General features: G+C 45.6%; 14 protein-coding genes and 3 pseudogenes. 5 read left to right on the plus strand and 12 right to left on the minus strand.

Annotation, left to right across the window (positions count from 1 at the left end):
• Window positions 1-11: 11 nt before the first annotated feature.
• Window positions 12-674 (minus strand): hypothetical protein, encoded by a 663-nt coding sequence (locus ACNAZ4_RS07375; RefSeq protein WP_415813583.1) that lies wholly within the window; start codon window positions 672-674, stop codon window positions 12-14.
• Window positions 675-902: 228 nt separating this feature from the next.
• On the opposite strand from ACNAZ4_RS07375, the gene ACNAZ4_RS07380 reads away from it, so the two are divergent.
• From ACNAZ4_RS07380 to ACNAZ4_RS07390, 3 genes are all read left to right on the plus strand, one after another.
• Window positions 903-2,585 carry an SWIM zinc finger family protein gene (locus ACNAZ4_RS07380; protein ID WP_415813584.1) on the plus strand — a complete coding sequence of 561 codons (1,683 nt, stop codon included), beginning with the start codon at window positions 903-905 and terminating at the stop codon, window positions 2,583-2,585.
• A gap of 81 nt (window positions 2,586-2,666) precedes the next feature.
• Entirely contained in the window at window positions 2,667-5,492 is a 2,826-nt protein-coding gene (locus ACNAZ4_RS07385) for a DEAD/DEAH box helicase (protein ID WP_415813585.1), read from the plus strand.
• A gap of 140 nt (window positions 5,493-5,632) precedes the next feature.
• Window positions 5,633-6,415 carry a hypothetical protein gene (locus tag ACNAZ4_RS07390; RefSeq protein ID WP_415813586.1) on the plus strand — a complete coding sequence of 261 codons (783 nt, stop codon included), beginning with the start codon at window positions 5,633-5,635 and terminating at the stop codon, window positions 6,413-6,415.
• Between the two features lie 155 nt (window positions 6,416-6,570).
• Here the strand turns inward: ACNAZ4_RS07390 and ACNAZ4_RS07395 are convergent, their stop codons facing one another.
• The 7 genes and pseudogenes from ACNAZ4_RS07395 to ssb all read right to left on the minus strand — a co-directional run bounded on the left by ACNAZ4_RS07395 (window position 6,571) and on the right by ssb (window position 11,051).
• Window positions 6,571-7,437, minus strand: a complete 867-nt coding sequence (locus ACNAZ4_RS07395) for a hypothetical protein (RefSeq protein WP_415813587.1) — start codon at window positions 7,435-7,437, stop codon at window positions 6,571-6,573.
• Between the two features lie 121 nt (window positions 7,438-7,558).
• The coding region (locus ACNAZ4_RS07400; protein ID WP_415813824.1) for a choline-binding protein A at window positions 7,559-7,714 on the minus strand (156 nt) is incomplete at its 5' end.
• Window positions 7,715-7,745: 31 nt separating this feature from the next.
• A pseudogene (locus tag ACNAZ4_RS07405) lies at window positions 7,746-7,798 on the minus strand (hypothetical protein); the annotation flags it as partial.
• A gap of 1 nt (window position 7,799) precedes the next feature.
• Window positions 7,800-7,870 (minus strand): annotated as a pseudogene (locus tag ACNAZ4_RS07410) (YHYH domain-containing protein); the annotation flags it as partial.
• A gap of 19 nt (window positions 7,871-7,889) precedes the next feature.
• Window positions 7,890-10,348, minus strand: a pseudogene (locus tag ACNAZ4_RS07415) (Ig-like domain-containing protein); the annotation flags it as partial.
• 102 nt (window positions 10,349-10,450) lie between these two features.
• Window positions 10,451-10,657, minus strand: coding sequence for a hypothetical protein (locus tag ACNAZ4_RS07420; RefSeq protein WP_415813589.1), 207 nt, complete (start codon window positions 10,655-10,657; stop codon window positions 10,451-10,453).
• Window positions 10,650-11,051: a single-stranded DNA-binding protein gene (gene ssb / locus ACNAZ4_RS07425; protein ID WP_415813590.1), complete on the minus strand. Its 402-nt coding sequence runs from the start codon at window positions 11,049-11,051 to the stop codon at window positions 10,650-10,652. The genes ACNAZ4_RS07420 and ssb overlap by 8 nt, the downstream gene beginning before the upstream one ends.
• A gap of 260 nt (window positions 11,052-11,311) precedes the next feature.
• Between ssb and ACNAZ4_RS07430 the strand changes: the two genes are divergently transcribed.
• Both ACNAZ4_RS07430 and ACNAZ4_RS07435 read left to right on the plus strand, forming a co-directional pair.
• Window positions 11,312-11,746 carry a YwpF family protein gene (locus ACNAZ4_RS07430; protein WP_415813591.1) on the plus strand — a complete coding sequence of 145 codons (435 nt, stop codon included), beginning with the start codon at window positions 11,312-11,314 and terminating at the stop codon, window positions 11,744-11,746.
• Window positions 11,747-11,881: 135 nt separating this feature from the next.
• Entirely contained in the window at window positions 11,882-12,004 is a 123-nt protein-coding gene (locus ACNAZ4_RS07435; protein WP_415813593.1) for a hypothetical protein, read from the plus strand.
• Window positions 12,005-12,038: 34 nt separating this feature from the next.
• Here the strand turns inward: ACNAZ4_RS07435 and ACNAZ4_RS07440 are convergent, their stop codons facing one another.
• The 4 genes from ACNAZ4_RS07440 to ACNAZ4_RS07455 form a co-directional block, all read right to left on the minus strand.
• A complete protein-coding gene (locus ACNAZ4_RS07440; RefSeq protein ID WP_415813594.1) occupies window positions 12,039-12,353 on the minus strand; it encodes a hypothetical protein in 315 nt (104 codons plus the stop codon).
• Window positions 12,354-12,771: 418 nt separating this feature from the next.
• Window positions 12,772-13,194 (minus strand): 3-hydroxyacyl-ACP dehydratase FabZ, encoded by a 423-nt coding sequence (fabZ, locus tag ACNAZ4_RS07445; protein ID WP_415813595.1) that lies wholly within the window; start codon window positions 13,192-13,194, stop codon window positions 12,772-12,774.
• Window positions 13,195-13,282: 88 nt separating this feature from the next.
• Window positions 13,283-13,543 carry a DNA-directed RNA polymerase subunit beta gene (locus tag ACNAZ4_RS07450; RefSeq protein WP_415813596.1) on the minus strand — a complete coding sequence of 87 codons (261 nt, stop codon included), beginning with the start codon at window positions 13,541-13,543 and terminating at the stop codon, window positions 13,283-13,285.
• Between the two features lie 18 nt (window positions 13,544-13,561).
• A complete protein-coding gene (locus tag ACNAZ4_RS07455; protein ID WP_415813597.1) occupies window positions 13,562-14,410 on the minus strand; it encodes a flagellar hook-basal body protein in 849 nt (282 codons plus the stop codon).
• Between the last annotated feature and the right edge of the window lie 44 nt (window positions 14,411-14,454).

Consider the following 14,454-nt stretch of genomic DNA (forward strand, 5'->3'; position numbering starts at 1 on the left):
GTTCCCCTCCCTTAAAGGATATTCTCCATTCGAACGAATGAAATAAGTGCTGCAAAAAGCCAGATGACAAGATGAATGGCGATCACGAACAGAAGAGTGATCTTCGGATTCCTGTCTGTCATTGCTTTTAAATACTTGTATTCTATGAAAATAGCCCAAATCTTGAAAATCGATATGTAGGCAAGAAAATGGATCAAGAAATCATTACCTGTTATGTATTGCGCGATGACACCTAATGAAAACGGCGAAGATATTTTTGTCAGACCTAGATATATTGCCATCGGCACGATCAATAACTTTTCCATGAGCAAGATTGGCATGACGAACAGCTGGATGGTAAGGAGTCTCTTGAACTCCAGGTCTGTCACCGTCCAGAAAAACAGTGCTGGCAGGAAAAGCAGGATGGCGCCGAAAAACAGCCCCTGGATGATCTGCCCCGCAAGGAACAGGGATTTATTCATTTCATATTCTGCCCTAGTGATGGAAGTCAGCTTTTTTGATAAGTATTCTGAATCGACTCCTAAATAGGCACTAACCCCGAAAATCAATCCGCTTAGCAAAATGAACAGGATTGTTTTTTTCCAGACTCCAGGAAACCGTTCTGTATCTCTTAGCTTATATGTATAGTAGTTATAGTTAAAAAGTCCGCGGAATACTTCTATTCTGTTCTCCATCTCCAGGCCCCCAGATTGTAGTTGCTTGTCTACCTTCTATTTTATATGAAGGGTTTCCATTATTGAAATATTAACCAATGCCTCCGTGAAAGTTAGACGATTAGTCCCAAGAATTTGTTTCATCTTACTTCCCCACTCCTCTAATGGCTCTTTTTTGGGTATAATAGAAGAATATGTTTTTTTCTTATTTTGATTTTAACAAAGCTTGTCTTATGAGCTTGTCGAATTATGCGATACATTTGGAAAAAGAACGAAGTATGCTGCGTGAACGGGGGAATCGCTGTGGCTGTCATACCTGATAACCAGGCACCGATTTTTAAAGAAGCTGCCGCAAAACTGAATACTATCCTTAAATCAGAGGTCGAGGAGGATGCGCGCCTTGTGCAGAAAGGGCTGATGCTCTACCGCCAGGGGACGGTCCACCACTTGAAATACATGGTGAAGTCAATTTGGGCAACGGTCCAGGACGTAACGCCGGTGCGTGTGTACATAAATGTTTCCGATCCTGAAGAGAGCAGCTGCACCTGCCCTGCCGACTCGTTTTGCCGACACCGGCTGGCTGCGTTTTTCCAGGCCTACAGCGATGTCGCAAGCGTATCCGACTGGGTCGAGGCCTGGCGGAAGCCTGCAAAGGAACAGCTGAATGCTGAAAAATGGGGGCTGCAGCGCGCGAAGGATCTGGTGAAGAATGATTCTCGGTCTGGACACGATTACGATGGCTGGGCTTCTTCCTTCCGTGAGAGCTTTGAGGAAATCATCAAGGGCCATGGTGAACCGCGGGCGTATGTTGTGCCCGGTCTGTTCCGCTCATATATCCGCCGCGTAGAGGTTTCCGCACCGCTTGAGGCTGTCTGGAAAAACCTCTATCTGATTGCGGCGTCGGTGCATTCCTTCAATTTGCTGACTGACCTTGCCATTGATCAAGGCCATGATGAGGAAGCGACGATGGACCGGTATTACCGGCCGCTGTTTGAGGATTTGTTCCATGACGCCGAGGAATACATCGAGCGGCTCGCCTACGGGACGATGCCATTTTCGTTTGATACCTTTTTGGAGCGCTTGAAGGATGATGCTGTCAGATTGACAGAGCCTGACGCTACTGGCGGCTATGACCGGATTGATTTATACCGCCTGCTGTGGGAAAAGCTTTTTAAAAATACAGGGTGGCGTGAGGCTGAACTGGCCCGTCTTGAAGCATTTGGAGAGGGCAAGCGGGATCAGGTCGAGGAAGTTGCCTTGATCCACCAGCTTATTTTAGCGAAGCAGGACGGGGACGCATTGAAAAGGTTCACTGCTCTTCCTGTCAGCGCCATTCCTTATATGTTTTATTGGCTGGACGGCTTTCGCGTGCAGCGCGAGTGGAACCGGATGGGACCGTTCATCGATTACCTCGTCCAGCAGCTGCGGAATTACCTGAAGCATCTGGGCGAGTATTATACTTGCAAGAAATTCACACGCTATGCGCTGAAGCTTGTCGGGGCATACACTCGCGAAATCGGACGCGGCGAACTGTATGACCGCGCGCTGGCACAGGCGATGCCATACAGTTTTTACGAATATGAAGATTCTTTGTTTGAAAAAGGCCAATACGAACAATGGGGCGAGCTCCAATCGTACTTTGGCTTTGAATATAATTCGATATCGAACGAGCGCCTTAAAGAATTACAAAAGGTGGCGCCTGAAGTGTTGATTCCCTTATACCACCAGATGGTCGGGGACTTGGTCGACATGAAAAACCGCAGCAGCTACAAGCAGGCTGCACGATTGCTGAAAAAACTGCGGACAGTGTATAAAAAACTGAAGCGCATGCCCGAGTGGGAAGAATTTTTCGCGAAGCTGCTCGTGAAGACAAAGAGACTGCGGGCTTTCCATGAAGAATTGACACGGAGCAAGTTGATTGAGGTTGAGTGATGGAAACGGGGGACAACTCTTGTTTAGTCAGCAAAACGAAAGAGACAGAAGAACCGTCCCCATGTCTCGGAGGTGTTTTTGATGCTTGAGATCAAGCAGATTCATATAGATGTGTTGCCGGTTGCGGGCGGGCGTTATTTTTTGAGTGCCGAGGATTTTGATGGCTTTGAGCTTAAGACCGCTGAATGGAAGAAGCTGCTGTTTTTCCGTCATAAGGAGAGTTATTACGGGACGATGCTGGATTCTGACAAGTGGGGCGTGACCGAGGGTGTGGCCCTTAGCGCGTGGCAGCTTGTGACCTTGTTCGGCGAGGAGAGCTTCAACCGGCTTGTTGAGTGGGAATGGGATGATGTTGGCGATATCTGCCTGTCCACTGCCCACGCGATTTATGATGCGATCCTTGCGAAGGAATGGCATCCTGATTTCACCCAGCTTGATGGCGAGGATTTCCGCTGGAAGCTTCCGGAGAGCGTGCTTGATGAGTTCCATGAACCGTTCTGGGAGGAAGAGCTGACGATCGGTGACGAGAAGCTTCTCGTGCGTGATTTCGTGGCGGAGCTGTTCCATCATGGTTTAGAGTCGTACTTCCATGAAAATGAGACGATGAAATACCTGCTTGGCGATAAGCTCGATGTGCTGCGGAACAAGCAGCTTTCAGCCTCGCAGCTGGCAGCGTATTTTGATGAGGATCGCTGGCTTGAGTGGATTGGCCTCAAGGAAAATCCGGCGCCGTTTTCAATCGGGATGCGTCTGGAGGAACCGGTTGATGATCTTGGTGATTGGAAACTGGGATTATTTTTGCGCGGAAAAGAAGAGCCAATGCTGATTGAAGCCCGTGATTATGAAAGCTATCCTGCTGGCTGGGATTCTTATAGCGATAAGATTGAGGATGAAGAAAAAAGACTGGCTGCGATTTTCCCATGGATTGAGGAAGATGGCCGTTTGAAGTCGACCCTTTCCGAGGATGAAGCCTGGATGTTTTTAACCGAGGCGAGCGAGACGCTGATTGCGCTCGGCATCGAAATCCTCCTCCCTTCATGGTGGGAAGCGATCAAGAACGCGAACCTGAAGGTGAAGGCGAGATTGAAGGGCCAGACAGGCTACCGCCGTTCGTTTGTCGGCCTGAACGCGATGCTCGACTATGACTGGCGTTTCTCGATGAATGGAGTGGACCTGAGCGAGGATGACTTCCAGCGCCTGGTGAATGAAAAGCGCCGGCTCGTCTACCTGAAGGGCCGCTGGATCAAGCTTGACCATGGCTTCATCCGCCAGATCCAGGAAATGATGAAAAAGGCAGATAAAGAAGGCTTGCACATCCGCGACCTGCTGCAGCAGGAGCTGTCCGATGAGGAAGAAGATGGTGAAGCACTCGATGATCCGCGGGCGTTCGCGAAAATCCAGATTGAGCTGAACCGCCACTGGAAACAGATGATGAAGCAGTTGTCGGAAACGAAGGAAATCCCGGATACACCGGTTCCGGCTGGTTTGCACGGTGAGCTGCGCCCGTACCAGAAGCTCGGCATGAACTGGCTGCTGTTCCTGAGGAAATATGGATTCGGCGCTCTGCTTGCCGATGATATGGGCCTCGGGAAGACGATCCAGCTGATTTCTTATATCCTCTCGGTAAAAGAACAGGAAAACGACGACCATCCGTCATTGATCATCTGCCCTACTTCCGTGCTTGGCAACTGGCAAAAAGAAATCGAGCGATTCGCCCCGGATTTGCGCGTCCATCTTCATTACGGACCTAACCGCCTGAAGGGCACTCTTTTTAACGAAGAAGCAATGGCATCGGATATTGTGCTGACTTCTTATGGATTAACGCATCTTGATTTTGAAGATCTCGAGAGCGTGGAATGGAGCAGCATCGCGATTGACGAGGCGCAGAATATCAAGAACGCCGATACGAAGCAGTCGCGTGCAGTACGAAAGCTGAAGGGCAAGCATCATATCGCCTTGACCGGGACGCCAATGGAAAACCGGTTGTCAGAGCTGTGGTCGATCTTCGACTTCACGAACCGGAGCTACCTTGGCAGTGCGGGGCAATTCCAGAAAGAGTTCATTTTGCCGATTGAAAAGGAAGATAAAAAAGAAAAAATCACCAAGCTGCAGTCATTGATCAAGCCGTTCCTGCTGAGACGGACGAAGAAGGATGAAGACGTTGCGCTGAACCTGCCAGATAAAGTGGAGCAGAAGGAATACTGCCCGCTGACTGCAGAGCAGGCATCCTTATATGAACAGCTTGTGAAGGACACGTTCGCGCAGATCGAAACATTGTCCAGCTTCGAGCGCAAGGGCCTCATCCTGCAGCTGTTGAGCAGGCTAAAGCAACTTTGTAACCACCCTGCTTTGTACTTGAAGGAAGAAAATCCAAAGCAGCTGATCGATCGTTCCGCGAAGATGGAGAAGATGATCGATCTCGTGAGCGCCGTCCTCGAACAGGAGGAAAGCTGCATCATTTTTACCCAGTATATCGGCATGGGCGAGATGATCCAGACTGCGCTGAAAAAGAAATTCGGCATTGATGTACCATTCCTGAACGGCAGCCTGCCGAAGACGAAGCGTGATGAGCTGATCACGAAATTCCAGAACCGCGAGTTCCCAGTGTTCCTGCTGTCCCTGAAGGCCGGTGGCACCGGACTCAACCTGACCGCAGCGAACCATGTTGTCCATTATGACCGCTGGTGGAACCCGGCCGTCGAAAACCAGGCAACCGACCGCGCCTACCGCATCGGCCAGAGCCGCTTCGTGCATGTGCACAAGCTGATCAGCACCGGCACGCTTGAGGAGAAAATCGATGCGATGCTTGAGAAGAAGCAGTCATTAAACGATCAGATCATCCAGAGCGACAGCTGGATTACAGAGCTGTCGACCGATGAATTGCATGAGTTGGTGTTTTTGTCATAAATTAAGAAGGGGACGTTCCTTAAGAACAAGGATACGTCCCCATATTTTTTGTCGAATATTATTTTAATTTTGTTACTTTTCCCCATGTTATATTTATATTGGATAGATTTAACCAATTAAGTTCCGGGGGAATACTAAAATTGAGAAAAATAATATTGTCACTTCTTGTACTAACAGGAGCTTTATTTTATTTTTATCTTAGGTCGGACATAACGCTCACATCTTTCGCTTGGAAAGAAAAAGCGGAGATACCTACAAGCCTTGAATTTAATGTAAAAGGTGTCCATGTCCGCTTGTTGAACAGTGACGATCTTGAAACGGAGAAGCTGAAAGGGCTTCAAATGGAACTTGAGCGGGAAATCATTGAAATCCTGGAATTTGCAAATGGCGACATGCCCGTTGTTGATGTACTGACATTGAATGTCACCACAAAAGATGGTTACGACTATTTGTCTGGCCTCTCTTTTGATCCTGAGCTAGAAGCCGAGGAACAATTTTTTTATTCCAATCTAACCTCAAACCTATTTGAGCAGTCCGCTTACAGAGGCCGCTTCACGGCTACTGGGCTTTCTGCCTATCTCATTGATGGCCCGGAATTTCTTCACGAAATGTATACTGACTATGCAGATGTAGAAGTTGCAAGCATTGAAGAGTTGTTCAACGGCACCACCTTCGTGGACCAAATTTATTACGGGTGGGGCTCCACTCCCTATACAGAGGAAGACGTCGAAGTGGCTGAAGCAACTTGGATGAAGGTTGGGAGTTTTTCCAGCTATCTAATTGACCAATATGGTTCTTTACTCTATTTTAAGATTTACGACAGCTCAGACATCCCATCGGATTTCAAGAAGATATACGGAAAAACAGTTACTGAAATGGAGACTGAGTGGAAGGAATATCTATCAATTGTGAATACTGATTAGGGAAGCAAGAGATCATACTCTTTGCTCCTTTCAATTAGCAAAACTAAGGAAGCGCAGGGTACCACACGTAAATCTAAATTCAGCATTCCTGAATGTGAACAACAATAATTGTCGGTATATAAAAAATGCTCAGGGCAAAAAAACTCTGAGCATTTTTATCGATTGAGGACCTTCTTTTTAAACTCGTCATGACTCTTTTTAAACTCTTCTTCCGTTACAGCATAAAACTTAAGTTTGTCATCAGTTTTCCAGGAGGAAAGTTCGAAACGATTAGCACCTTCATAAAAACGGCCTGTCAATTTGGCCTTTTTTTCATCTACTGTGGTGTATACTACCACCATAGTACCATCTGTTATTCCGTTAATAACCGCTATCTCTTCTTCGTATGGGTGATTTTCATTCCCTGTATCATTAACCATAAGAAGGGACCCTGTCAGCTCGCCTTCCAGCAAGGCTTCATCGATTTTGATGAACAACTGGTATGTGCCATCCTCTGAGGTATGAAGATATCCGTATACCTGACGGAGATCAGTGAAAAACCTTTTTATTCGGTCATTTTCTTTTTCTTCAGCATGATAGTTTAGCAGCGCATCGACATATTCAACAAGTTCTTCGTCACTGACAGGATTGTATAAATGACTTTCTGTTTCCTGCTGATTTTGAACGGAAAGGTGTGGACCGGAGAAGAAAGCAGTATACGAAATTGTTTTTCCATCTACGTTTACATTGAACTCATAACCCTTATCAGTTGATTCTCCAGTCAGCGGAAAGGTTTTCTCTTCAATATAAGGTGAGTCCCCATACCCATCCATCAGCTTTTCCTGGTGAAGATTGCCTTCCACTTTGCCTTTACGGCTTGTCAGTTCAAACCAATAAAGCATGCCGTTGTCAGTGTAAACAAATGCGTCAGCCTGATTCAGCGGGTCTCTTCGGTCTTTCATCTCTGTTATTGTCCACCAAAGTCCGCTAGCAATCAGCGATGCTATTATTACGATCGCTCCCCATGACTTGAAGCTTTTCATAAGGTACTCCCCCATTAAAATGAAACAAGAGTATGTCTATCCTTATTCCTTTCTGCCTCGCAGGCAGATAGGCTTTTATCCAAATATGAGAAGCACGAGAATGCAATCCCGTGCTTCTGGTTTACTTTATTTTGACGCCTTTACTATTGAAATAATGCCATTTCCCGCTAATCTTTTTCCAGCCTGTCTGCATGACTCCCTTACTGTCAAAGTAGTACTTCTTTCCGCTTAGGGTCAGCCAACCTTTTGTCATTACTCCGCTTTTACTGAAGTAATANTTCTTTTTGCTGATTGTTTCCCAGCCTGTNTGCATGACTCCAGAGCTGTCAAAGTAGTACTTCTTCCCGCTTAACGTCAGCCANCCTTTTGTCATCACTCCGCTGGAATTGAAATAATACTTCTTTTTGCTGATTGTTTCCCAGCCTGTTTGCATGACNCCATAGCCGTCNAANTAGTACTTCTTCCCGCTTAACGTCAGCCAGCCTTTATGCATGATGCCATTGGATTGAAAATAGTACTTTTTGCTTCCTGACTGGAAGAAGCCTTTTACCGGCAAGCCCGTTACGGGGTCATAATAATACTGGTTTCCTGATTGGTCTGTATACCACCCGCTTGGTGCTTTCCAGGTGACTGTGAGCACCACTTCCTCACTATAATGCGCTTCGTCGTTGTTGGCTAAAAACGATACTTTCGTGCCTTCTTTTAGTGGATTTATTTTTAACTCAAACAGACCGTTGGCATTTGCCTGGACAACATGAAGGACCCCTGCAATTTCAATGTTCACGTAGACATTCGGAGCTGTTTTCCCTTTTAACACCGTGCTGAGGGTGTTGATCGGCTCGACTGTTAGTGGAAGTAGATCCGGATCGGGAAGATCAATGACCGTCACTGTTACGTTGCTCGCATTTCCTGCTTTATCTGTCGCTATGATATTTAACTCGGTACCGCCCGCTTGGACGGGAATAGAAATCGCAAATGTGCCATCAGCTTTAACGATGCCAGAGCCAATGACCAGACCGTTTTTCATAATCTCTACCAATACGCCCGCTTCTCCAAAACCCTTGATTTCAGTCGATTTCTCATTGACGTGTTCCCATCTATTGATATCAACATAAGGCGGAGTCACGTCTTTTACTGTCAAGACTGCTGGTTCGCTGATATTCCCTGCAGAGTCTTCCAGTACAATCTTCATGACGGTATCGCCTTTGAATGGCTCATTGAAGATGATGGTGAAATTCCCGTAGCTGTCTGCATAAGCGGATTGAAGAACCTGATCACCCTGCAGCAATTTTACCAATGATCTCGGTTCTGCGGTTCCCTGCAGGTAGGAAGACTGGTCTGTCACCTCACCTGAAGTAATCACCGCTTTTGCTGGCGGCTGTTCATCCACGACAGTCACTGTAGTGCTTGCACTTTTGTTGCCCGCCGCATCGATGACCTGGACCTCAATCACCGTTCCTGCTTGTTGCGGAGTGATTTCCATAGAAAAATGACCTGCAGTGTCTGCAGTTATCTGTTTTTCGTCTCCGTTCACTTTGATCACGACAGTAATGCCAGCCTCTGAGATGCCTTCGACCTTTGTCGCCTGGTCATTCACCTTGTTGACCTGCGGCGCTGCCGGCGCAGTCGTATCACTCACTGTAACAGTTGCTTCCTTACTAGTCCTGCCATTGCCATCTATTGCTGTCAACTTGAGCATGGTTCCGCCTGGCTGCTCAGGAATATTCACAGAGTAGTCTCCCTCTGCCGACGACACTCCATCACCGATGAGTACTCCATCCTTCCATACTGATACGCTGGAATCCGCATCGGTCAACCCTGTGATGACAGTCTCTTTATCGCCTAATTTATTGACTGCCGGCGCTTCAAGGTCTCCCAAAGGCAACCCGTTTTCGATAGGTTTATAGGCAATTGGGCTATAGTCCAGAATCGCCGAAGAAAGGCGGTCCTCCCGTGCACCGTCAAGAATTCTTCGCTTTAACTGAGAAGGGTCAGTGGTGCTCCAGTAATTATTCGCCCCGTTGTATGTAAGTTCCCTTCCCTTTTCAACCTCGACAAAAAAGCTCGGGAAACCAAAAAAGTTATTCTCTGTGATTTCGATATTAGAAGTTTTACAATCAGGATCATTGCAGCTCATCCTTATTGAAGGGTAATAGTCTTCTTTATTAAAAAAGGTATTCCTTTGTACGAGGATTTTTCCCGTACCATTATTTAGGTTAAGCCAGGCACCATCCTGAAAAAGGTTGTTTTCAATCTGAATATCTGTTTTAGGGGATCCGATTGAGATGTCCCCCTTTGTAAACTCATTGTTCCTAAGAATCACTTCGCGGTACAAGGAAGTAATCAGGAAACCCGGGTACGTCCTGCCAAGTTTTGCGTGCTCAACTCGAATGGAACTAGTCGGAAAATCAAAACCTTTAATCTGGACATCCTTTATGTAAATTTTTTCGTCTGCTGTCCCCTGCGCAATGATTTTACCTCTTACATCAATCCAGGAGACACCTCCAGCACCAATGATTTCAACTCCTGGCTCGACCGTTAGTGTTGCGTCGGGATAAATGGAGATCATCCCCACCTTGTAAGGAGAACCCGCCTTTGTCCAGACGGTGTCTGTGGTGATATTGCCAGGAACTGTCTCTGCCGCAACCTGCTGCATTCCAAAACAACATAAAACAAAAAGAAACCCTAACCCAGTGATGAACTTTTTCACAACCACTTTCCTCTCAATATAAATTCGTCTATTATTTCCATTATATTGTATTTTCAAATATAGGAATATACCCCGATAGATGGATATTTGCAATTTTTCATTTACTAATAGTTCCAGAAATATACTAATCTCGTTGGTGGGATGGAGGTAATTTTTAAGAAATCCTTTAAAAAAGAAAAAACCGGCAATCGCAGCCGGCATCAAAATTCGAGGGTATATTGGAGATACGGTTATTGAATTTCTCTCTTGAAGATCCTTTGTGAGGTGGTACCGAGGAAATCCTAATGTGTATTTATTTCTTCGTTATGATCGTGCGTATTCTTTTCTGCTGGAATTTGGTCGCGGAGGCTCGGCTATGAAGGAGTAGACGCGATTAACCTGTTGTTCTTTGGAGGCAATTTCTAGCTGGCGGACACGCTTGGTGAGTTCGTCGATCTTCTCATTGTTTTTACCGACCATTTTAATCAGGCTAACCAGCAGCTTTTCGATTGAATCGGTTTCGCTATACAAATGGAAGCTCCTCTCTTTGCGGCACAGGTGGGACTGGCTGCGGCGGCTGGGACGTTTGCTGGGACTGGGTAGCTGGTTTCGAACTTAAAAACCTGACTCCCTCGGCAACGACCTCGGTCACATAGACACGCTTCCCTTCCTGATTATCATAGTGCCGTGTCTGGATTCGGCCAGTCACTCCAAGGACAGCGCCTTTTTTACAGTAGTTGCTCGTGTTTTCAGCCGTCTTGCCCCAGAGGATGCAATGGACGAAGTCGGCCTCGATTTCGCCGCTGGCATTCTTATAATGGCGGTTGACTGCGAGCGTGATATTTGAAACCGCCTTGCCATCGGGTGTATACCTCAAATCCGGATCCCGCGTCAGCCTGCCAACTAGCGTTACTTGATTGATCACCTTTTCATCTCCTTTCACTGTTATAGCCTGATGATATTCCTTTTTAAGGCAGGAGTAAAATGTCGAAAATAGTCTTTTTCTCTGAAAAAATAGCTGTAATGGCATAATTTAATACTCCATAAATCAGTTTTCAGCTAGACCGCTCCAGCCAAAAATGAATTTTGCCTATTCAGAAATTTTTCTTTCGACAAACGGTGTTTTTTTCGTTTTCGGGTTCCTCTGTGTTATAATTTGGACAAGTATTACGGGAGGTGGTTGACATGAAGACTTTCAAGTTGATTTCAATGCAGCTGGCTGATGAAGATGCTTTAGTGGATATCGAAATGGAAGACGGCCTGATTATCAACAAAGAGGATGACAAAGGCACCTGGCTCGTCGAGGTTTTTACCAACCATAAATATATACCGTATTTCCAGGACGCATGCGACAACGACAAAGAAGTCATCGTTCAAGTCGTCATCACCAAACGAGAGAACGACCCGGCAGCATTCCTGACAAAAGTCTGCTGTATCAAGAAGCTTCAGAACAATGCCAGTATCCTTTTAACAGGAAAGCTGACAAAACCGAAGAGCGATTATCCGGAAAAGCTGCTCGAGTACCTGCTAGATAAAGGCTACAAAGGCGACGAACTGCTCTCTGAATTCAAGGACAAAATCATTACAAGGCCGAAGATTTTGCAGCCGAAAAAAGTATAATAGAGTCCACTTGGGCTCTTTTTTGATTCATTTTAATACAAACTTTACATTTCAATGGGTCTCCCTTAACAAATGATTGTTACATTAAGAATGTGGGTAATATAGCTTGTAAACAATCTTTAAGGGGGAATCCTAGTGATTGAACGATTAATGGTATTTATAAGTGTATTGGTTACTCCCGAGTCAAGTTTTACTGACAAAGATGATGAATTTGATTCTGATGCTTTTGAATATGATTTTAAGGATTATTGGGAATAAAATGACGGGCAGGAAACCATTCCTGCCCGTTTTTTTATTCGTCTTCTCTATCCTTGTCATTCATGTCGATGTTGTCTTCAACAGCATCTTCACCCGGCTCATTGTTGTCACGCATCATATCGCCATCGTCATCCGTGTTGACATCCGGAGTGTCAGGAACATTCTCATCGTTATTATCGATCATGCCATCATCATCGACATTTCCGTTATTATCGTTCATGTCATTGTCCGTTGGATTTTCGATGTTATCATCCGGTGGCGGATTTTGATTGTCATTATTCGCGCAGCCAGCAAGGAACATAGCCGACAGCAAAGAGCCACCGATTAACATAAATAGCTTTTTCTTCATAGGTAAAAGCCCCTTTCATGAGTAGGTATTTTTGAGACCTGTTGCACGGGTCTGCTGTTAGATTGCCCACCTATGAAAAAAACTTGCATTAATTTGTTAAAAAAACAGGAACAGGTCTTGGACTTATTAAAGGCAACACTTTATATTCAAAAATAAAGCTGAAACTGTTAAAAAAGAACCAAAAAGGTGTCAATCACTACATTTCCTTTATTAATCACTACATAATCAACGTTAATCACTACACTTTCTTCATTAATCACTTCACTTTCTTCATTAATCACTCCAAAATGAACTATAATCACTACTTTTTACTAATTATGTAAAATAAGAACCCGATAATACCATAATCGAGTCCTCAGGCAAAACGCTATTAAATAAAAAAGAACCCGATCCAAAATCGGGTCCCAATGCAAAAACACTATTTTATCGCAAACGTAATCTCTGCTTCACAAGCCAGCTCGCCATCAACCGTCGCGACTGCTTTCCCTTTGCCGATCGGTCCGCGCAATTTGATCATTTCTACCTCGAGGCGAAGCTGGTCCCCTGGTTTTACCTGTCTTTTAAACCGGCAGTTGTCGATTCCGGCGAAAAAGCCGATCTTGCCACGGTTTTCTTCTAGCTTCAGCATAGCAACGGCTCCAACCTGTGCCAGTGCTTCAACAATCAGCACGCCTGGCATAACTGGGTAATCAGGAAAGTGACCGTTGAAGAATTCTTCATTTGCTGTCACGTTCTTGATGCCAACCGCCCTTTTGCCATCTTCGACTTCAATGATTTTATCTATAAGTAAAAAAGGGTAGCGGTGCGGGATGATTTCTTTGATTTGGGTAATATCAAGCATATTTTAGTACCTCCTACTAATACTTACTAACCATTGTACTAAAAAACGCAATTAAAAAGGAAGGGAAATCTCCCTTCCTTCCGAAAATTTATTCTTTATTGACCAGATCCACTATATGAGTCCAGGTAGACTTCTCAAATACATCCTTCGCTTTGCCGTTGCCCATGATTGCGTAGCCGAACATGGCGCCAAGCACGATGCTGGAAGCTAACAGGAGGATTACAATAATAATCCGAAGCCAGATCGGAATAAGGCGAACCCGGATTCTTTTCCTTTTTTCGCGTGTCTTCTTTTCTTTTTTCACTTCTTCACGCGTTAATGCTTCTTGATTATTCTTGTTCAAAGCCATTGATTCGTTCTTCCCCTCTTAACGGATTCCGTTCACCAGGCCAAGCATTTGATCGGCCAGTGTAATCGATTTTGAGTGGAACTGGTAGCTCCGCTGCACATTGATTAGATCCGTCATTTCTTTACTCATGTCCACATTTGATTGCTCCAGGACACCTTGCTGGATCGAGATTCTGTTTCGCTGCTGACCATTGAGAGCGGTCAGGATGTCTGTCTCATCCACTCCAAGTTCTGCAAGATTATCCGGCAAGCCAAGCAGATTGTCGCCTTTTTGCTCCAAAAACTGCGGCTTCTCTACCAATACTACACCAAGATTGACATTCTGGCTCGTCCCATCGTACATTTCCGCTGAAAAACTCCCTGTTTCATTGATGGAGAAATTTTTCACATTGCCAGAAATAGTGATTGGCTGGCTGTTTTCATCCAGAATCGCATGCCCGTCACTATTGACAAGCATGGATTCATTATCAGACAGCGGTGTCAGATACAGTGCACCATTGCGAGTCAAGCGCATTGCCGAGCTGCCGTCCTCATTCCGGACCATCACCCTGTAAAATTGGCCTTCAGCCGTGAATGCCGTGTCAAGATTACGGCCAGTTGATTTCAGGCTTCCCTGGGCTAAAACCAGTTGAACCTGTCCAAGCCTTGCGCCGGTACCCTGGCGGATGTTAAAAGGCGTCATCCGGTTCTGAGGCTCAAGCGTATTATTCGGCTGGTTCCTGTATTCCTGGACCAGCAGATCAGTGAAAGACGCATCACGGCGCTTATAACCAGCAGTATCCACATTCGCAAGATTATGGCTGATCAGATCCATCTGCTTTTGCAGCTGGGATAATGTATTTGTCGCGGTGATCATTGTTCTGTTCATATTTTATACCTCGATGCGTGCCTAATAGGCACGGAATAGTTTTC

Origin of the sequence: Mesobacillus thioparans (genome assembly GCF_965138835.1) — a bacterium.
GTDB lineage: Bacteria > Bacillota > Bacilli > Bacillales > Cytobacillaceae > Mesobacillus > Mesobacillus thioparans.